The 17,401-nt window shown below is 59.5% G+C and carries 18 protein-coding genes; 8 read left to right on the plus strand and 10 right to left on the minus strand.

The window, feature by feature from the left end:
• The first annotated feature begins 149 nt into the window (after window positions 1-149).
• Together ACNFIA_RS07105 and ACNFIA_RS07110 are read left to right on the plus strand one after the other, a co-directional pair.
• Entirely contained in the window at window positions 150-1,463 is a 1,314-nt protein-coding gene (locus tag ACNFIA_RS07105) for a nucleotide sugar dehydrogenase (protein WP_416783631.1), read from the plus strand.
• Window positions 1,460-2,725, plus strand: coding sequence for a lipopolysaccharide biosynthesis protein (locus tag ACNFIA_RS07110; RefSeq protein WP_416783632.1), 1,266 nt, complete (start codon window positions 1,460-1,462; stop codon window positions 2,723-2,725). Before ACNFIA_RS07105 ends, ACNFIA_RS07110 begins: the two co-directional genes overlap by 4 nt.
• Here the strand turns inward: ACNFIA_RS07110 and ACNFIA_RS07115 are convergent.
• The 7 genes from ACNFIA_RS07115 to ACNFIA_RS07145 are packed head-to-tail and all read right to left on the minus strand — an operon-like array spanning window position 2,643 to window position 10,078.
• Window positions 2,643-3,539 carry a glycosyltransferase gene (locus ACNFIA_RS07115; RefSeq protein WP_416783634.1) on the minus strand — a complete coding sequence of 299 codons (897 nt, stop codon included), beginning with the start codon at window positions 3,537-3,539 and terminating at the stop codon, window positions 2,643-2,645. The two genes, ACNFIA_RS07110 and ACNFIA_RS07115, sit on opposite strands and share 83 nt — an antisense overlap.
• The gene (locus tag ACNFIA_RS07120; protein WP_416783754.1) at window positions 3,539-4,558 is read right to left on the minus strand and encodes a class I SAM-dependent methyltransferase; all 1,020 of its coding nucleotides are present in this window, start codon (window positions 4,556-4,558) and stop codon (window positions 3,539-3,541) included. Before ACNFIA_RS07120 ends, ACNFIA_RS07115 begins: the two co-directional genes overlap by 1 nt.
• Complete coding sequence (locus ACNFIA_RS07125; RefSeq protein WP_416783635.1) at window positions 4,558-5,568, minus strand: glycosyltransferase family 4 protein; 1,011 nt, start codon at window positions 5,566-5,568, stop codon at window positions 4,558-4,560. Before ACNFIA_RS07125 ends, ACNFIA_RS07120 begins: the two co-directional genes overlap by 1 nt.
• Window positions 5,565-6,794, minus strand: a complete 1,230-nt coding sequence (locus ACNFIA_RS07130; RefSeq protein ID WP_416783756.1) for a glycosyltransferase — start codon at window positions 6,792-6,794, stop codon at window positions 5,565-5,567. Before ACNFIA_RS07130 ends, ACNFIA_RS07125 begins: the two co-directional genes overlap by 4 nt.
• A complete protein-coding gene (locus ACNFIA_RS07135; RefSeq protein ID WP_416783636.1) occupies window positions 6,794-7,681 on the minus strand; it encodes a glycosyltransferase family 2 protein in 888 nt (295 codons plus the stop codon). The genes ACNFIA_RS07130 and ACNFIA_RS07135 overlap by 1 nt, the downstream gene beginning before the upstream one ends.
• A complete protein-coding gene (locus tag ACNFIA_RS07140) occupies window positions 7,668-9,608 on the minus strand; it encodes a hypothetical protein (RefSeq protein WP_416783637.1) in 1,941 nt (646 codons plus the stop codon). The genes ACNFIA_RS07135 and ACNFIA_RS07140 overlap by 14 nt, the downstream gene beginning before the upstream one ends.
• Before the next feature lie 53 nt (window positions 9,609-9,661).
• Window positions 9,662-10,078 carry a pilin gene (locus tag ACNFIA_RS07145; RefSeq protein ID WP_416783639.1) on the minus strand — a complete coding sequence of 139 codons (417 nt, stop codon included), beginning with the start codon at window positions 10,076-10,078 and terminating at the stop codon, window positions 9,662-9,664.
• Window positions 10,079-10,305: 227 nt separating this feature from the next.
• On the opposite strand from ACNFIA_RS07145, the gene pilB reads away from it, so the two are divergent.
• The 5 genes from pilB (at window position 10,306) to yacG (ending at window position 14,978) form a co-directional block, all read left to right on the plus strand.
• Window positions 10,306-12,009 carry a type IV-A pilus assembly ATPase PilB gene (pilB, locus tag ACNFIA_RS07150; RefSeq protein WP_416783641.1) on the plus strand — a complete coding sequence of 568 codons (1,704 nt, stop codon included), beginning with the start codon at window positions 10,306-10,308 and terminating at the stop codon, window positions 12,007-12,009.
• 3 nt (window positions 12,010-12,012) lie between these two features.
• Window positions 12,013-13,230: a type II secretion system F family protein gene (locus tag ACNFIA_RS07155; protein ID WP_416783643.1), complete on the plus strand. Its 1,218-nt coding sequence runs from the start codon at window positions 12,013-12,015 to the stop codon at window positions 13,228-13,230.
• A gap of 2 nt (window positions 13,231-13,232) precedes the next feature.
• A complete protein-coding gene (locus ACNFIA_RS07160) occupies window positions 13,233-14,105 on the plus strand; it encodes a prepilin peptidase (RefSeq protein ID WP_416783645.1) in 873 nt (290 codons plus the stop codon).
• 61 nt (window positions 14,106-14,166) lie between these two features.
• Entirely contained in the window at window positions 14,167-14,778 is a 612-nt protein-coding gene (gene coaE / locus ACNFIA_RS07165) for a dephospho-CoA kinase (RefSeq protein WP_416783647.1), read from the plus strand.
• Window positions 14,775-14,978 (plus strand): DNA gyrase inhibitor YacG, encoded by a 204-nt coding sequence (yacG, locus tag ACNFIA_RS07170; protein WP_226046023.1) that lies wholly within the window; start codon window positions 14,775-14,777, stop codon window positions 14,976-14,978. Before coaE ends, yacG begins: the two co-directional genes overlap by 4 nt.
• A 163-nt stretch (window positions 14,979-15,141) precedes the next feature.
• On the opposite strand, the gene ACNFIA_RS07175 is transcribed toward yacG, so the two are convergent.
• The 3 genes from ACNFIA_RS07175 to ACNFIA_RS07185 all read right to left on the minus strand — a co-directional run bounded on the left by ACNFIA_RS07175 (window position 15,142) and on the right by ACNFIA_RS07185 (window position 16,584).
• Window positions 15,142-15,357, minus strand: coding sequence for a hypothetical protein (locus ACNFIA_RS07175; RefSeq protein WP_226046022.1), 216 nt, complete (start codon window positions 15,355-15,357; stop codon window positions 15,142-15,144).
• Window positions 15,358-15,463: 106 nt separating this feature from the next.
• On the minus strand, window positions 15,464-16,153 hold the full coding sequence (locus ACNFIA_RS07180) for an energy-coupling factor ABC transporter permease (protein ID WP_226046021.1): 690 nt from the start codon (window positions 16,151-16,153) through the stop codon (window positions 15,464-15,466).
• Window positions 16,150-16,584 (minus strand): FAD/FMN-containing dehydrogenase, encoded by a 435-nt coding sequence (locus ACNFIA_RS07185; protein WP_416783758.1) that lies wholly within the window; start codon window positions 16,582-16,584, stop codon window positions 16,150-16,152. The genes ACNFIA_RS07180 and ACNFIA_RS07185 overlap by 4 nt, the downstream gene beginning before the upstream one ends.
• 121 nt (window positions 16,585-16,705) lie before the next feature.
• Between ACNFIA_RS07185 and ACNFIA_RS07190 the strand changes: the two genes are divergently transcribed.
• A complete protein-coding gene (locus tag ACNFIA_RS07190; RefSeq protein ID WP_416783650.1) occupies window positions 16,706-17,335 on the plus strand; it encodes a DUF1780 domain-containing protein in 630 nt (209 codons plus the stop codon).
• Window positions 17,336-17,401 lie beyond the last annotated feature (66 nt).

A 17,401-nucleotide genomic window follows, 5' to 3' on the forward strand; every position in this document is an offset into this window, starting at 1 on the left:
CCATCCCCCCGACCGCTAGGCAATTGCTCTGCTCGGGCAGGTCATGGGCGAGAGTTCAGTCACATATTGTCTCAGCTGCGTTTCCGATAATTCCCACCACTAGAAAAACTCGCCAGAATAGACGGATTCATTTCTATCTGAGCATTTCCATGAGCGCACTGGACCAGCTTCATACCAAGATTTCCGACGGGAGTGCTGTCGTTGGCATTTACGGTCTTGGCTACGTGGGGCTTCCCCTCGCATTGCGCTTTGCCGAGGTGGGAATACACGTCATCGGCTTCGATATCGATGACAACAAGGTCCAAGCGCTCAACGCAGGGCGAAGCTATATCGAGCGCCTGGGCGACCATCTGATCAAAGCCGCTCGGGAGGCCGGCTTCGAGGCAACCGGTGATTTTTCCCGCAGTAGCGAGGCGGACGTTCTGATCATTTGCGTCCCAACTCCGCTCAATACCCACCACGAACCTGACCTGAGCTTTGTCATCGACACCACGGAAGCGATCCTTCCTTTCTTCCGCGAAGGCCAACTGTTGAGCCTGGAAAGTACAACCTGGCCAGGCACGACTGAAGAAGAACTGGCGCCTCGCCTTGAGCGCCGAGGATTCAAGGCTGGCACCAACTGCGCCTTGGTCTTTTCCCCCGAACGTGAGGATCCGGGCAACGCTCATTACGACACGCGGACCATTCCGAAGGTCATCGGCGGCATGACACCTCGCTGCCTGGAGTTGGGCCAGGCCATCTACGGCCACGCTATCAATACGCTGGTGCCGGTTAGCAGCCCACGCGCAGCCGAGATGACCAAGCTGCTGGAGAACATTCACCGCGCAGTGAATATTGGCCTGGTCAATGAAATGAAGATCGTCTCCGACAAGATGGGCATCGACATTCACGAGGTGATCCGCGCGGCAGCAACGAAGCCCTTCGGGTTTGTTCCCTATACGCCAGGACCGGGCCTTGGCGGACACTGCATCCCGATCGATCCCTTCTACCTTACCTGGAAGGCCAAGGAATACGGAGTTAACACCCGCTTCATCGAGCTGGCTGGCGAGATCAACCACTACATGCCGCATTGGGTGGTTCAGAAAGTTGCAGACGCACTGAATGATCGTGGACTTCCAGTAAAAGGCAGCCGAATTCTCGTCCTGGGTCTGGCCTATAAGAAGAATATCGACGATACGCGTGAATCGCCTGCTGTGGAGATCATGTCACTGCTCGAACAGAAGGGCGCCGAGGTCGCTTATTCGGACCCGCACGTTCCTAGTTTTCCGCGCAAGCGCGACTACTCTTTCGACCTGGACTCCGTGCAGCTGACTGGCGAGAAGCTTCAGGAGTTTGACTGTGTGGTGCTGGCAACTGACCACGATCTGTTCGATTACGAATCGCTTGCCAGGCATTCCAGATTGCTGGTCGATACCCGTGGTCGATACGCTCCCGATAAAGCCAGGAACATCGTTCCGGCATGATCGGTGCCCTGGCACGCAGCACGCTCGATACTTCGCTGATACTGGGATTACGCCTGCTCACGCTGGCAGGCTCTCTGGTTCTCCTGACGCATATCATGCCCCCAGCCGTATACGGCCCATATGCAGCGCTGGCGGCGCTGGCGACGCTTCTGGGCCTGGTGCCTACGCTTGGCTGCGGCTACCTGATGCTCGCAGCATCACCACAGGGGCACGAGGCAGTGGAAAATATCTGGCGTGGCGCATGGCCGGCAAGCTTAGGAGCCGCCACCGCGCTGCTGGGAGGATTCCTGCTGCTGGCCCACTGCCTTGCACTCGACCTCAACCTCGGACTCACGGTCATCCTGGGGCTGGGGTTAATCGAGCTGTTCATAATGCCGCTGATCCTGCTGTGCAGCTGGGCACATCAGGCTCACCATCAAGTCGCCCGTGGTCAGATGTTGCAATGGCTACCACTGGGCCTACGCCTGCTGGCGTTGCTGCCATGCGTATTGACCGAGAGCCTTTCCAATCTACAAGCCTTCATCGCCGGTCAAGTGCTGGCCGCCACCCTCGCGCTGTGCATCGTTCTCAGGCTGACCGTCCGCGGCCTGCGACTGCGCTCCACAGCTCGCCGCCTGGGCCTTGCCGAATGGCGTAAAGGACTGACGTACTGCGTCATGCATGTGGTGGCAATGAACCCGTCCGAGATCGACAAGATTGCCATTGTCAAGGTGGCCAGTGCCCAGGATGCCGGAATCTACGCCATCACCAATCGAGTACTGGGGGCGCTGATGACGCCGGTGAGCGCGCTGCTGCTGGCTGCGCAACCCAAACTATTTCAGTTAAGCGGAGCCTCCGCCCGTGGGCCACAGGCCCGGCTGGTGAGTCTTATCGCACTGTGCAGCGCCTTGGGTGGTGCAGGTGCCGCTGTAGTACTCGCCATCGGCAGCTTGGCCCTGCCCTGGTTGTTGGGCGATAGCTATCGTGAGACGGCGGAGCTTGCTCCGCTATTGGCGTGTGCAGCGCTCCCGCTCGCCCTGCGCGTCAGCAGCGGCACCATCCTCGTTGCGAATGGGCAGCCGGAGCGACGATTGATCTTTGAGATCATCGGAATTCCTGTACTGCTCGGCCTGATTATCTGGCTAGTCCCCAGCTACGGGCTCTCCGGCACCGCCATGGCGCTGGCGGGAGCCGAAACTTTCATGGCAGGCGTTGGCTGGTCGCTCGTGTTCCGGACGCTGCGCAAACAGGGGGCCGCAGGGGATCTCTGCCAACCGCGATGAGCACACCGCCATATAAGGCTCTCATGGGTAGAAGCGAGCGGAATCGCAGGGACCGCAATGCGGCCCGTGCCAGCAGCACTGGCAACCGCACCAGTAGCATCGCGCAACGCTCCGCGGCATTGCGTGCCAGAACCCGCGCCAGCAGGCAATGGGCAGCAACCAGGCGCTCCTCGTAGAATCGGCTCCCCAGCCCGCTGCTTGCCGAGCCCTCATGGTCTACCAGCACCTCGGGCATGTGCGCGACCGCCTTGAGCCTGGCTCCGAGCGCGACGTCCTCTCCATACATGAAGAAAGCTTCATCGAACAACGGCAACGCAATGCGCTCGGGCGCCATCAACAGGCAACAGCCAGTGGGAAAAGCAAAACTGCCCGGCATGGGACGATGAAATTGCAAACCTGTCCAGCGGTGATAGAACAGCGGCCCGGATACCACGCCTGCGTGACTGATGCCAGGGCTGATCAACTGAGTCTGGGGCTGATCCACCAATACCTGCGCCATCCGACTCAGGGCTCCCTCGCGTAAGGTCGCATCGTTGTTGATGAGCAGAATCCAATTGTCTGGCTGCTCGCGGAGTGCGCTTTCGATGGCGCTATTGGCGCCCGCAGCGAATCCGAGATTTCTGCTGCTGACCTCGATCTGCACTCGCAGATCTCCCAGGAATACCTGTTGAACACAGGCCGCAGAGTGGCCGGCGTCTTCGGAGTTATCCCATACCAACACTCGGTCTACTTGCTCACGAAGGATGCTCCTTACACATCTGCAGGTCCGTTCCGCATCGCGAAAATTGATCAGCACCGCCGTGACAGGGCACATCAAACCTCAGGCTTCCGGGCTATCACGACGATCTCCTCCGAAAAGCGCGGCGAAAGTGTCGCCAGCAGATCGACGAACCACACCGGCAGCAGACGCTGAATGATCCCGGGCTTCGCCATCGCGGCCTTGGATGCCTGCAGGATATAGGCAGCCCCCCGGCCGCGGCGCTTGAACATGATGTCTTCGAACCCGGCGTCATCGAGCAGTTTGCGCAGTGACGCTATGCAGAAGATCTGCAGGTGGCGAGGCGGTTCTAATCCGCGCCATTTCTCGCGAAAAATCAGATGGCCCAGGCTGTGGGCATTCGGCGTCGCCAACCACAGCATGCCGCCTGGCCGAAGATGCGATCTCATTGACAGCAAAAGGGCTCGGGGTGAATGCACATGCTCGATGACATGGGAGCAAGTCACCACATCGTAATTTTCAGCCGCCGGCAGATCCTCGAAACTTATGACATGAACAGGAAGATCGGCAAGGCGCGCGGCCTGAGCCGCCTTGGCGTCAGGGTCGAGCCCTTGCACCTGCCAGCCAGCTTCGCGAGCCCGCAACAGGAAGCGTCCATTACCACAACCGATATCCAGCAACCGGCCTCCGGTCGACGGGAGATGGCGGAAGAAGAAGTCCAACTGCAGCCGTATTGGCGGGAACAGAGCAATCAACCAATGCCCTGAGGGCTGGGCCGGGCTACGCCCCGCGCCGAATCGGTAATTGAGGTAACCGTTGATCAGACGCCAGAGCACGCCGCTGCCGTTATCTCTCGAGTGCTCACTGCGTGGATCGACGTGCGTGTGATAGCTGCCGTAAGCCTTGCCGATTGCAGATGGCACCGGTCGTTCGGCGAGATAGCTGCTTGCACAAGTGAGGCACTGAAGCATTGGCCATTGCCCCGGCACGCCTTCCAATTCATCGCTCAGCCCCGCGTACTGGACGCGAGATGCGGCCGCCCCACATATCGGGCAAGTCGGCACAGCCTCCAACTCGGCGTCGCTCCAGAAGGGATCAGCCCGTTCGACCGTCATCACGTAACCAACCGCCTATACAACATCACATAAGCCCCAACGCACCGGTCGATGGAGAACAACTCCTCAGCCCGGGTACGGCCATTCTCCGACAGGCGCCGAGCAAGCCCGACGTCCATCGACAATTCACGAATATGCCCGGCCAGAACTTCGAGGTCTTCGACGGGACCGAGCAATGCCGAGGCGGGGCCCGCACAGACTTCGGCCGTGCCGGCGCTATCGAAGCCAACCACCGGAACTCCGCAAGCCATCGCCTCCAGTGCCACATAACCGAATGTTTCGAAGCGAGTCAGAGCCAGCACCGCATCGACTGAGCGATAGACTTCCGGCATGTCTACCGGGGCAACGCGCGGCAGGAAGGTAAGCCCCTTCGCATCGAACCGTTTCGGCCAGTTTGAACGCAAGCCACTCAGGCAACATACCTCGAACCTCTCTCCCAGTCGTGCCGCCAGCGGAGCAAGCAGATCCGCGCCCTTCCAGCAAGATGGATTGCCAACGAAAAGCAACCGAAAGCGACTCGACGGCGCTCGCGGGGCAGGGCTGAAACGCGTTGTGTCGATGCCATTGTGGATAACCTGGAGGCGCTCACCCAACATCGGCCTTAGCGGTTGGGCAGCAAAATGGCTCACCGCCACAACGCTGTCGGCCATTCGATAACTGAGGCGATTCCAACGCTGAACGCAGTAACGATGATAGAGCGCCTGAGGAGTGGAGTGGTATCTGCGCAACAGAGGATGAATCGAACAATGATGTTCGGTCACTACCAGCGGCAGCCCCCGGCGCTTGAAGGCGAAACCCTGCCAACTACCAGTGTGAACCAGATCTGTCCGTGGAGGAGGCCGAACGGTCTTGAGCAGCGAGGGGCATAACTCAAATCGTCGATCGAACCATTGCACAACGGGACGGTGACCTGCCTTTTCCAGCCCCTCGGCCAAGCGCAAGGCAAAGACATCGGCGCCGCTACCGGTCCGCAGGGCGGGTAGCCAGATGGTCAGCGCCCTTGCGCTCACGGCTGGCGCCCCCCGGAGCCGGCTATCAGGCGGTCGAACAGCAGGGCATAGCGCTGTGCGACCGCGGTCCAGGAGAACGCCTGATAAAGGCGACTGCGCAGCGCCTCCACTCGTTGACGGGCGGCCTCCGAATCATCGAGAACGGAAGAAATGGCAGCGATGAGCGCCTGTGAATCCCGTGAATCGACAATCCATTCCGGTTGCTCGGCCAGCACATCCCACACCGCCGGCACATCCCCAAGGATCACCGGACACCGACAGCCGACCGCCTCGATACTGACCAACCCGAGACCTTCAACATCGCCCGTGGAAGCAGTGACGAACGGGGCGACCAGCAGGGTCGCTTCCCGGTAGTGCTGAACCAGCCCTTCCTGAGCGACAGCCCCAACGAACTCGACAGCCTCATTCAGCCCTAACTCGCCGGCTCGTTGCTGCAACGACTCCAGCAGCGGACCAAAGCCCACGATGCGCAGGCGAAGCCCTGGATACCGCTGGCAGAGGATCGGCAGCGCATCAAGCAGGTGGGCCAGCCCCTTTTTCTCAACCAGGCGACCGACGAACAGCAACAGCCGATTACTCCGAACAGTTTCCGAAGGCGTGAATCGCTCCTCCAGATCCACCCCCATCGGCAGCACGTCGAGCCGATCGAGAGACACTCCCAATGCCAGCGCCGGCGCGACCATGGCATGGCTCACGACACTCAGATGATCGATACGGCGGAGTACCCAGCTCTTCAACCTCCCCATTAGCCCGCCCTTGAGCGAAAAGATATCCGCTCCATGGGAGGTCAGCAGCACTGGCGGCAAATGACAGAGGTAGCTTGCCAGCGCGATGACCACTCCTTGCGGAATGATCCAGTGCCCGTGAATGGCCGCAGGTCGCAGCGAGCAGACCAAGCGTAGCAACGTAAACAACATGGCCAGCAGGAAGGCGGGAACCAGCAACCATTTCAAAGGATAGCGACGGACATTCGCCAGCATGCCACCGCCGCTGACGAGAGCCTCCCAGGGCGCAGGGGCGTAGCGGAAACGATGGATGCACACACCATCCATCGTTTCCTCGAGCGGCGCACCGGCAAAATGGGGAGTGATGACATGAACGTCGAAGCGCTCGATCAGCCGTCTACTCAATTCATGGACGAATCCAGGCTCCGGATCATCTCGCCACCGCGGATAGGTTGATGCCAGCACCAGCAAAATCGGGCGCGAGGGTGGAAGGGCGCTCATCAATGGCCTGACCGGTCCTGATACATCAGAGCGGTGATTTGCTCCGAGATAAGCCCCATTAGGAATATCACCAGCGCCGACGTGAACAGTAATGCGCTCATGTTGGTGAACCGGGACATGGTCAGGAAAGTGTATAGATAATAACCGATGCCGGTGGCGAAGAGGCTCGCGGCAATGGGAAGGAAAATTTTCAGCGGCGAGTAGAGCGTGCCGATCTTGAAGATGATCAGGAGGAAGCGCATGCCATCTTTCCACAGCCGGATATGGCTCGTCGTCCCGGCCAGTCGCGATTGCACATCAATGTCAATATACGCAACCAGATAACCTGCGCGGAAGAAGCACATGGTTGTCGTGGTTGGGTAGGAAAACCCGTTGGGCAGCAGCGAAATGAACTCCATGACGCGCGAACGACGCATGGCGCGGAAGCCCGAAGTGAGGTCGGCGACCTTATGGCCGACCACCCAACTGGCCAGGCGGTTGTAGAACGCATTGGCCAGTCCGCGATGGGCGCTGGCCTGACCGGCCTTGTTGCGCGAGCCCACCACCATGTCATAACCGGAAGCCATTTTCTGCAGCAACAGTTCGATTTCCTCCGGACGATGCTGACCGTCGGCATCCATGCATACGACGATCTCGCCCGTGGCTCGTCTCAGCCCGGTTTTGATCGCCGCGCCATTGCCCTGACTGTAGGGATGAGCGGCACGGATCACCCCAGCAGCCTCGCAAACGCTGTCGGTGTGATCGGTCGAACCATCATCGACCACGATGATCTCCGCCTGCGGGTACAGCGACTTGAGGTGCGGCAGGACCAGCGACAGCCCTTCGGCTTCGTTCTTCGCCGGTAAAACGATACTCAGACTTTGCGGCCCGCTTTCAGTGATCGACATTCTGTTTTTCCACCTTGTTGTCTTGTGCCTGCTGGAGTTTTTCTCGCTCCGAGGTGATCCACTGGGCATTCGCCCCCAGCCGGTCCAGAGTGGCCGCGTATTTCAACTCGTCGAGCGCTTCAGCGAAACGCCCCTGCATCCGCAGCGCCTGGACCAGCATGATCCTCGCCCCGGGGGCATCCAACACGTTGATCGAATCGCGGAAGAACTCTTCACCCTTTTTCAGATCACCGATCGACTCGATGAAATACCGCCCCAGCAGCAAATAGACCTGACTTCGGCTTTCCGGCGCCGCCCGAGGGTTCTCCAAAGATGCCGCCAGCAGGCCCACCAGCTCTTCGGGGGGTAAATGACAGAAGTCGCCCAACTGGCAATCAACCAGAGCCCGCAGGAATGCCACATTGCTATTGTAGAAAGGCAAGGTTCGCAAGCGTACCTGAAGTTGCTTGACCACATTAGGGTCCACTTTTTCGTTCAGATAGTAGGCCAGATGGATGAGCGCGAAGTACGAGCCATTACCGGGAAGGTAAGAATTTGCCGAACGCTGAAAGTAATCTCTGGCATTGGCGGCGAAAGCTTTGTCTTTGCTGCTGTCCAGCAGCTTCAGGTAGATGCGCCCCATTTGATAGTTCGCCCGGTCAGACCGTGGATGCATCTCCGCCTCGTACGCCGCATGGTCGACCAGGTTCGACCAGACAAGGGAGCGATTGTAAGTCACGAAGGAGAACAACAGGAAAAAGGCCGCACCCAGTGTTATCAACGCAATACGTGCCAACCCGCGCAGTTGTGTACAGAGCCCGACCAGAAAACAAAGCAAACCGATGCTTGCAAAATAATTACGGTGCTCATGGACCAACTCCAGCGAAAATACCGTGGACTCGAGCAGATGGCTGATGAAGAACCAGCCAATCGCAAAGGACAACATGCGATAACGGCGCCAGCAAACCAGGCAGGCAGCTAGCAACATGATGATTCCGAATACCGCAAACACCGTGCCGCCCGGCTGAGTCAGCGACGTCGATATCACGAAATCATCGTGATAAAGGCTTAGACTGGATAGGGTCGGATATATGATCATGCCCAAATAAAGGAAGATCACCCGCGACTCAGTAAGGAGACGTTCAGACAGAGTAAAGTCGCGCTGAGCGAATGCGCCGGGCGAAATCATCGGCGGAATTACCCAGATAACTGCAACGAGTGCCGCTGTCAGCCCTGCGATCGTCACCAGATGCCCGAGGGCGAGCGGTCCGACACGCGGCACTCGTCGATCAATCTGGAACTCGAAGACGCAGTACTCGATCCAGGCGAGCAACAGCACGAAAAGGATCCCGGACTCCTTGCTGAACAGCGAGAGCACTAATGCCAGCAGGATCAGGAGTACCGAAAGCCCCCCCCTGAAAGAAAGCTGCTCCTTCCCCGGCAGCGACCGCCAACGGACATACAGGTAGATGGCAACGAAACCGAACAGCGCAGAGAGACTGGTCATACGCTGTACGACATAAAGAATGCTGGTCAGATTGATGGGATGCACGCCCCAGAGCGCAGCCACCGCCAATCCTGCCAGTGCTCCATGCCGGGCGGAAAGACCGTACATCCGCCGCAGGATCATAGAAGTGAAGCCAGCCACCAACGCTATATTGCACAGGTGAATCAGCACATTGATCAGCTTGAAGTAGAACGGCTGCACTCCGAAGAAATAGATATTCAGCGCAAAACTGACGAGAGCCAACGGGCGCCCTGTGGGGCCAGCATCTCCCGAGACAGCTGCTGCTTGGAGCTGTTTTGTATCGAGGGCGGTTATTTGAAGCTTGGTGTTGTCGATAATGTTGGCCGTGTCATCGAACTCGAAGTCTCCGCGCAGCCCCGGCGCATAGAGCAATGTGACAAACACCAATAGCCCCACGAAAAGGGCAACAAATAACTTCACTCCGACTCCTTATGAAAAAGGCCCCTTCCGGGGCCTTTTTTAAACAATACCGGTTAGCGGCAGTTGGACGGCAGATACTTAGAGCTCAGGTTGCCGGTATTGCAAGTCCAAGTCACAGCTCCGGAGCTGGACGATGAGCCCTGCAAAATAACAGTTTTGCCAGCTTCAACCTTAGTATTATAAACGATAGTGATTTGCGAGGCGTTCACGGTCACACTTCGAACGGCATTGCCTTTGATAGAAGCAGCAGTAGCAATTCCAGCGGAGGCGTTGTTGCTAGGCCAAGCGCCTTTGGAGGCGAAATATTCAGTGACAGCGGTCTTGGCGCCAGAAGCGAGAGTCAAACCCTCGGTCACGTGAGAACGCTTGGTGTAGTCCTGATAAGCCGGCAGTGCAATAGCCGCCAGAATACCGATGATGGCGACCACGATCATCAGTTCAATCAGAGTAAAGCCTTTTTGAGCCTTCATAATTCTCTCCAGGTTTATAAGAGGTCGTAGGACCTAAACAGACCCTAAGCAGAAATCATGCCATCCCTCCCGCAGCCACATCCACGCTCGCCAAACAGTGATTCTCTCGCAGAGCCTACGCACTCTTGCGCCAGAAGTGACATTTTTTGACAGGCGCCCTTCACCAATTTGGCACTCCGTGACATCTGCGTTATAAGGCATTGATACTCTTCTTGGCATTCCCTTTCATGAACGATCAAGTCGTCCTGTCCGGCCTCGCTCGCCAACTGGTGCAATCCGAGCTTCTCGATGAGAGAAGCGCCCAGCAGGCACAATTGCAGGCGCAACGTAACAAACTGTCGCTTGTCACCTATCTGGTTCAGAACAAATTGGTGAAAAGCCGGCCGCTTACGGAGCTCGCTGCCGATCAATTCGGTGTAGCGTTCTGCGATTTGACCAGCATCGATCGGGAGGCCCTGCCCAAGGAGCTGGTGTCAGAAAAACTGATTCGCCAGCACCGCGTCCTTCCGCTTTGGCGTCGCGGTAACAAGTTGTTCGTGGGTCTTTCCGACCCGACTAACCACCAGGCAATCACCGACGTACAGTTCAGCACCGGCCTGACCACCGAAGCCATTCTGGTTGAGGACGACAAGCTCGGGGAGGCCATCGAAAAGCTCTTTGAAAGTGCAACGAGCGCTCTGGACGATTTGGGCGACATCGACCTGGACGGCCTGGATATCGAAAACGGCAATGCAGAGCAAAAAGATGAGCCCATCGGCGGAGACGCCGACGACGCCCCTGTTGTGCGCTTTGTCAACAAGATGCTGCTTGACGCCATCAAAGGCGGCTCCTCGGACCTTCACTTCGAGCCCTACGAGAAAATCTACCGCGTACGCTTCCGTACCGACGGAATGTTGCACGAGGTCGCAAAGCCCCCTATTCAATTGGCCAGCCGCATTTCGGCACGCCTAAAGGTTATGGCCGGGCTGGACATTTCAGAGCGTCGCAAGCCCCAAGACGGCCGCATAAAGATGCGGGTATCTAAGAGTAAGTCCATCGACTTCCGAGTCAATACTATGCCCACGTTGTGGGGCGAGAAGATCGTGATGCGAATTCTGGACTCAGCCAGCGCGCAGATGGGCATCGATGCATTGGGCTATGAAGAATCACAGAAGCACCTTTACCTAGATGCCCTCAAGCAGCCACAAGGCATGATTCTCGTCACCGGACCGACGGGTTCTGGAAAGACTGTCTCGTTATATACGGGTATTAACATCCTCAACACCCCAGACATCAACATTTCTACTGCCGAAGACCCAGTGGAGATCAACTTGGAAGGCATCAACCAAGTTAACGTCAACCCGCGCCAGGGCATGGATTTCGCCCAAGCACTACGTGCATTTCTACGTCAGGACCCGGACGTGATCATGGTCGGCGAGATCCGGGATCTGGAAACAGCCGAAATCGCCATCAAGGCCGCGCAGACGGGCCACATGGTGATGTCCACACTGCACACTAATAGCGCGGCAGAAACTCTGACACGCTTACTGAACATGGGCGTCGCGTCTTTCAATCTGGCAACCTCCACCAATCTGATCATCGCCCAGCGCCTAGCTCGAAAACTGTGCCCTCACTGCAAGAAGGAGCACGATATTCCTCCCGAGGCGCTACGTCACGAAGGTTTCCCAGAAGACAAAATTGGTACCTTCAAGCTCTATACGCCCATTGGATGTGAAAATTGCAAGGGTGGCTACAAGGGACGCGTAGGGATTTATGAAGTGGTTAAAATCACGCCGGCCTTGCAGCGGATTATCATGGAAGAAGGCAATTCCATTCAGATCGCCGACCAAGCACGTAAAGAAGGTTTCAACGATCTGCGCACTTCGGGCCTACTGAAAGCCATGCAAGGCATAACCAGCCTCGAAGAAGTCAACCGCGTGACCAAGGATTAATCCATGGCGGAAAAAGCATTGAAGAGCAGCGTCTTCGCCTGGGAAGGCACTGATCGCAAGGGCGGGAAGGTCAAGGGGGAGCTTTCCGGAGTCAACACGGCGCTGGTCAAGGCACAATTGCGCAAGCAAGGCATCAACCCGACCAAGGTACGCAAGAAGGGAATATCCCTCCTCAGCCAGGGCAAGCGCATCAAGCCCATGGACATCGCGCTGTTCACCCGCCAAATGGCAACGATGATGGGGTCGGGCGTCCCCCTGCTGCAGTCCTTCGACATCATTGGTGAGGGCTTCGACAACCCGAACATGCGCAAGCTGATCGATGAAGTGAAGCAGGAAGTGGCCGCCGGCAACAGCCTAGCCAACGCCCTGCGCAAGAAGCCTCTGTATTTCGACGACCTCTACTGCAACCTGGTGGATGCAGGCGAGCAGTCGGGCGCCCTCGAAACGCTGCTCGATCGCGTGGCGACCTACAAGGAGAAGACAGAGTCGCTCAAGGCCAAGATCAAGAAGGCCATGACCTACCCTATCGCGGTGGTCATCGTGGCTCTGATCGTTTCTGCCATTCTGCTGATCAAGGTAGTACCTCAGTTCCAGTCGGTATTCGAGAACTTCGGTGCCGAGCTGCCAGCGTTCACTCAGATGGTCATCAACCTCTCCGAAGTGATGCAAGCTTGGTGGTTCATCATTCTGATCGCCATGTTCGCGATCGGCTTCGGCTTGAAGACCGCACACACTCGTTCGGAAAAGTTCCGTGATCTGGTGGACCGTGGTGTCCTGCGCATTCCGATTGTCGGCGACATCATCTACAAGTCCGCCGTAGCCCGTTACGCCCGTACGCTATCCACCACCTTCGCTGCCGGCGTGCCGTTGGTAGAGGCTCTGGACTCGGTATCCGGCGCCACCGGCAACGTCGTCTTCCGCAATGCCGTCGCCAAGATCAAGCAGGACGTGTCCTCGGGCACTCAGTTGAACTTCTCCATGAAAACGACAGGCGTATTTCCCAGCATGGCGGTTCAGATGGCCGCCATCGGCGAAGAGTCCGGCTCACTGGATAACATGCTCGACAAGGTAGCCAGCTACTACGAAGAAGAAGTCGACAACGCCGTCGACAACCTAACCACTCTCATGGAACCGATGATCATGGCCGTGCTCGGCGTGCTGGTAGGCGGCCTGATCATCGCCATGTACCTGCCGATCTTCCAGCTGGGCCAAGTAGTTTAAAGATGCCCATATCCAACTTCCTGGCCAGCACCCCGCTGGCCTTTGTTTTATGTGTCACCCTGCTCGGTCTGCTGATCGGCAGTTTCCTCAACGTAGTGATCCATCGCCTACCGCGGATGATGCAGCTCGACTGGCACCAGCAGGCGCGGGAAACGCTGGGGCTGCCGGAGGGCGAGAAGCAGCCGACGTATAACCTGGTATTGCCGAACTCCCAGTGCCCTCACTGTGCCCATGAGATCAAGCCCTGGGAGAATGTCCCGGTGGTCAGTTGGCTGGTTTTGGGCGGAAAGTGTTCGGCCTGCAAGGCGCCGATCAGCAAGCGCTATCCGCTGGTCGAGCTGGCGTGCGGCGCGCTGTCGGCCTTCATCGCCTGGCATTACGGCTTCGGCTGGCAGGCCGGTGCGATGCTGTTGCTGACCTGGGGCTTGCTGGCGATGAGCATGATCGATATCGATCATCAGCTGCTGCCGGACGACTTGGTGTTGCCGTTGCTGTGGCTCGGTCTCATCGTCAACCACTTCGGCCTCTTCACCAACCTGGGCGACGCGCTCTGGGGCGCGGTGTTCGGGTATCTGAGCCTGTGGTCGGTGTACTGGCTGTTCAAGCTGATCACCGGCAAGGAAGGCATGGGCTACGGCGACTTCAAGCTGCTGGCCATGCTCGGCGCCTGGGGTGGCTGGCAGGTGTTGCCGCTGACCATCCTGCTGTCGTCGCTGGTGGGTGCGGTGCTGGGTGTGATCATGCTGCGCCTTCGCAATGCGGAAACCAGTACGCCCATCCCCTTCGGCCCCTATCTGGCCATCGCCGGCTGGATTGCATTGCTCTGGGGTGATCAAATAACCGCGACCTATCTGCAGTTCGCCGGTTTCCGCTAGCCTTCTCCTGCGCCGAGTTTCGTCGGCGCTTCTGGACGGCCACCGGGCCGGCTGAAGGAGAATGATGAAACCCTGGATTCTGGGCCTCACCGGCGGCATCGGCAGCGGCAAGAGCGCCGCCGCCGAGCATTTCGCCTCGCTGGGCATCCATACGGTCGACGCCGACAATGCCGCGCGCTGGGTGGTGGAACCCGGCCGCCCTGCCTTGGCGAAGATCGTCGAGCGCTTCGGCGACGCCATGCTGCTGCCGGACGGCCAGCTCAACCGCGCCGCCCTGCGCGAGCGCATCTTCAAGGCCGAGGACGAGCGCCGCTGGCTCGAGCAACTGCTGCACCCGCTCATCGGCCAGGAAATCGCCAGCAACCTGGCGCAGGCGCAATCGCCCTACGCCATCCTGGTCTCGCCGCTGCTGGTGGAGTCCGGGCAGCACCGCATGACCCAGCGCGTACTGGTGGTGGATACCCCCGAACACCTGCAACTGGAGCGCACCATGAGCCGCGACCAGGTGTCGGAAGATCACGTCCGTTCGATTCTCAAGGCCCAGGCCTTGCGCGACGACCGGCTCAAGCACGCGGACGACGTGCTGCTCAACGATGGCGACCTCGGCCACCTGCACCAGCAGGTCGAGCGTCTGCATCAGTTCTATCTCGGCCTGCGTGGAGGACAACCATGAGCCAACCCCTGACCGTGGAATGCCCCACCTGCGGCGCGCCCGTGGAGTGGAGCGCCAAGAGCGAGTACCGCCCCTTCTGCTCGCACCGCTGCAAGCTCATCGACCTGGGCGCCTGGGCGGCGGAAGAGCACGCCATTCCCGGCGACAATCTGGAAGACGAGCTGTTCTCTGGTGATCTGGAAAAGCCGCGCGGGCATTGAGCTCGACAAAAGCCGCCCCTCGAGGTGGCTTTTTTGCAGCTTTTCGTAGGAGCGAGCTTGCTCGCGAACCGCCCGATCTGTGGGGGTGACAGCCGAAAGAGCGTTCGCGAGCAAGCTCGCTCCTACAGAAGAAAAAAGGCCCGCATCTGCGGGCCTTTTTCGTTCAGGGACGCATGAAGGTGTAGTCCCGATCCTCGTCCAGGTTATCGGCGAGGAAATGCAGTTCGTGCTCGAGGTCCTCCTGCGTGCGCACTTGCGCATTGGCCCGCACCACCGCGCTGAGCAGCGCGCGCACGACCAGTTGCGGGTCCTGCCCGCCGGCTTCGGCTTCGATCAGCAGCTCTGAAAGACGCTGCTCGGCCCAGCTGTGAATGCTCATTGGCAATCTCCTGCGAATGGGGGAGAAAGCTTCCCTGATCGCCCGAGCTTCGCGAACTGACCTGGATCAATCGACGGCGGCGATGCACCTGGACGATGTACGAACATCAACGCGGCTCATCGTCGTCCTTCCACGGCGCCTGCAGGTAGCGCGTGCGGTTGAAGGTTTCCAGCCAGTCCGGGTAGAAGACCACCAGCCCGGTGACGATGGTGCCGTTGATGAAGGCCTCCGGGAACATGATCAGCCAGAGGTAGCCGATGAAATCCTCGATCCACGGCGGCATCGGGAACAGCCCGTCCATCCACAGCAGGCCTAGGCCCAGCAGCAGGCTGCACACGGCCGCCAGCGCCGCCGGGAAGAAGCCCGAGCAGAAGATGTAGACGAACAGGTTTCGCGGCTGGCGGCGCTCGACGAAGATCGCCGCCAGTTCGGTGATGACCACCGGAATCAGCACCAGCAGGATGCCGTTGACGCCGAGGGCGGCCCAGTCCTGTCGGCCGATGGCGCACAGGCCGAGCTGCGCCACGAGGCCGACCAGAATTGCCAGTGGCCAGTCCAGCAGCAGGGTCACGGCGGTCATGCCGATGAAGTGGAAGGACACGCCAGAGGCGAAGTCCCGCCGCACCAGCCACAGCAGGAACAACCCGAGCATGGTGCCGAACACCAGGTGCTGGCGGCGGAAGTCGCTGACCAGTTCCAGCCACGGCGCGCGCCAGATGGCCCAGGCGACGATGGGCAGGTAGATCGCCCAGCCGATCTCCAGGGTTTCGGCCGACAGCAGCTGCGCGGCAATCACGGCGTGCCCCGCTCCAACGCCTGGCGCAGGGCCTGCACCGAGTCGAACTGATGGGTCGAGACGACCTTGCCCTGGTCCAGCTGCAGCCAGGTCACCGCATCGGCCTGGCCGGGGAAGCGGCTGGCCACCCGCGGCTCGCGGTCGAGCAGCACGCGGTAGGGGTAGTCGCGCATGGCGGGGATGGCGAACAGCTTGGAGATGGCGGCCGGCATGCGGCTGATGTCGGCGACGAAGGCGGCGTGCCGCGCTTCGAGATAGCCCTGCGGATGATCTGTCAGCGCCGCCTTGACCAGCTTGGAGCCGGCCATGTCGTGGGCGACCAGCAGGACGTTCAGGTCAGCGCCTGCGGTGTAGGGTTTGTCGAACTGGTCCAGCAGCGTCCAGCCGATGGCGGGCGATTCCTGCGCCACCGCCGCGCTTGCCAGCACCATCAACAGCCATCCGCCCAGCAATCGTTTCACGCGTCCCCCTTGCCTGGAACCGACAATGATTGGCAACAGTCTACACCGCCATCGGGGCTCGCCTGCGGCCGCCAGCAACTATGCTTGAGTCATGAACGAGACCGACTATCTGCGCCTGCTGACGCGCCAGGCGGAACAAGCCAATGACTTCCTCTCCAACGCCCGCAAATGGGAGCGGGAGTGCTGGGCCTGCCAGCGGCTGCTGCAGGCGCTGAAGGTGCCGTATCGCCAGGAAGACTTCATCGCACCCACGCAGCAGCCACCGGATGTGCTGTTCCGCGACGCCACCTTCGAGGTCTTCTTCGTGCTCGACCAGGGGCGCCGGCTCAACGAGGAATGGAAGGAGGAGCTGCTGCGCCGGCGCATGGCCCAGAGCCTCAACCAGTTGATCCGCCGTGAACAGCGACCGCGACGGATTCCCTGCGCGGAACTGCAGGCGCGCCTGGCGCCGACGCTGCGCAAGAAAGCGCACAACTACACCGAGCGCGGCATCGACCCGCGCGAGCTGGACCTGCTGGCGTTCGTCAGCCTCAAGCGCGAGACGCCGGACTTCAATACGCCCTTCCCGCCCCCCACCGAATACCTGCGCCAGGGGTGGCGCTCGTTGTCGGTGGTCGGCCCGACCTTCGCCCGCGTGCTCTTCGCCCACAGTGACGCGCCGGACTTCCTGCGCGGCAGCCTGGGCCGCAGCATCCTCTTCGACATGGGCGTCGGCCTGTAAATAGGCGCCGGCGCAATGCGGCATTGATCGGCGGCGCATTGAGAGGCCGCCCGAGCCCTACTAGAA

This window comes from Pseudomonas sp. NY15437 (assembly GCF_048068435.1).
GTDB lineage: Bacteria > Pseudomonadota > Gammaproteobacteria > Pseudomonadales > Pseudomonadaceae > Pseudomonas > Pseudomonas nitroreducens_B.

Excerpts from the sequence above, each read along its gene's own strand:
- ACNFIA_RS07105 (WP_416783631.1), top strand. The coding sequence starts at position 150 with ATGAGCGCACTGGACCAGCTTCATACCAAGATTTCCGACGGGAGTGCT.
- ACNFIA_RS07190 (WP_416783650.1), top strand. The coding sequence starts at position 16,706 with ATGAACGAGACCGACTATCTGCGCCTGCTGACGCGCCAGGCGGAACAA.
- ACNFIA_RS07155 (WP_416783643.1), top strand. The coding sequence starts at position 12,013 with ATGGCGGAAAAAGCATTGAAGAGCAGCGTCTTCGCCTGGGAAGGCACT.
- ACNFIA_RS07160 (WP_416783645.1), top strand. The coding sequence starts at position 13,233 with ATGCCCATATCCAACTTCCTGGCCAGCACCCCGCTGGCCTTTGTTTTA.
- ACNFIA_RS07130 (WP_416783756.1), bottom strand. The coding sequence starts at position 6,794 with ATGAGCGCCCTTCCACCCTCGCGCCCGATTTTGCTGGTGCTGGCATCA.
- pilB (WP_416783641.1), top strand. The coding sequence starts at position 10,306 with ATGAACGATCAAGTCGTCCTGTCCGGCCTCGCTCGCCAACTGGTGCAA.
- ACNFIA_RS07120 (WP_416783754.1), bottom strand. The coding sequence starts at position 4,558 with ATGACGGTCGAACGGGCTGATCCCTTCTGGAGCGACGCCGAGTTGGAG.
- ACNFIA_RS07185 (WP_416783758.1), bottom strand. The coding sequence starts at position 16,584 with ATGGTGCTGGCAAGCGCGGCGGTGGCGCAGGAATCGCCCGCCATCGGC.
- yacG (WP_226046023.1), top strand. The coding sequence starts at position 14,775 with ATGAGCCAACCCCTGACCGTGGAATGCCCCACCTGCGGCGCGCCCGTG.
- ACNFIA_RS07115 (WP_416783634.1), bottom strand. The coding sequence starts at position 3,539 with ATGTGCCCTGTCACGGCGGTGCTGATCAATTTTCGCGATGCGGAACGG.
- ACNFIA_RS07110 (WP_416783632.1), top strand. The coding sequence starts at position 1,460 with ATGATCGGTGCCCTGGCACGCAGCACGCTCGATACTTCGCTGATACTG.
- ACNFIA_RS07175 (WP_226046022.1), bottom strand. The coding sequence starts at position 15,357 with ATGAGCATTCACAGCTGGGCCGAGCAGCGTCTTTCAGAGCTGCTGATC.
- ACNFIA_RS07135 (WP_416783636.1), bottom strand. The coding sequence starts at position 7,681 with ATGTCGATCACTGAAAGCGGGCCGCAAAGTCTGAGTATCGTTTTACCG.
- coaE (WP_416783647.1), top strand. The coding sequence starts at position 14,167 with ATGATGAAACCCTGGATTCTGGGCCTCACCGGCGGCATCGGCAGCGGC.
- ACNFIA_RS07145 (WP_416783639.1), bottom strand. The coding sequence starts at position 10,078 with ATGAAGGCTCAAAAAGGCTTTACTCTGATTGAACTGATGATCGTGGTC.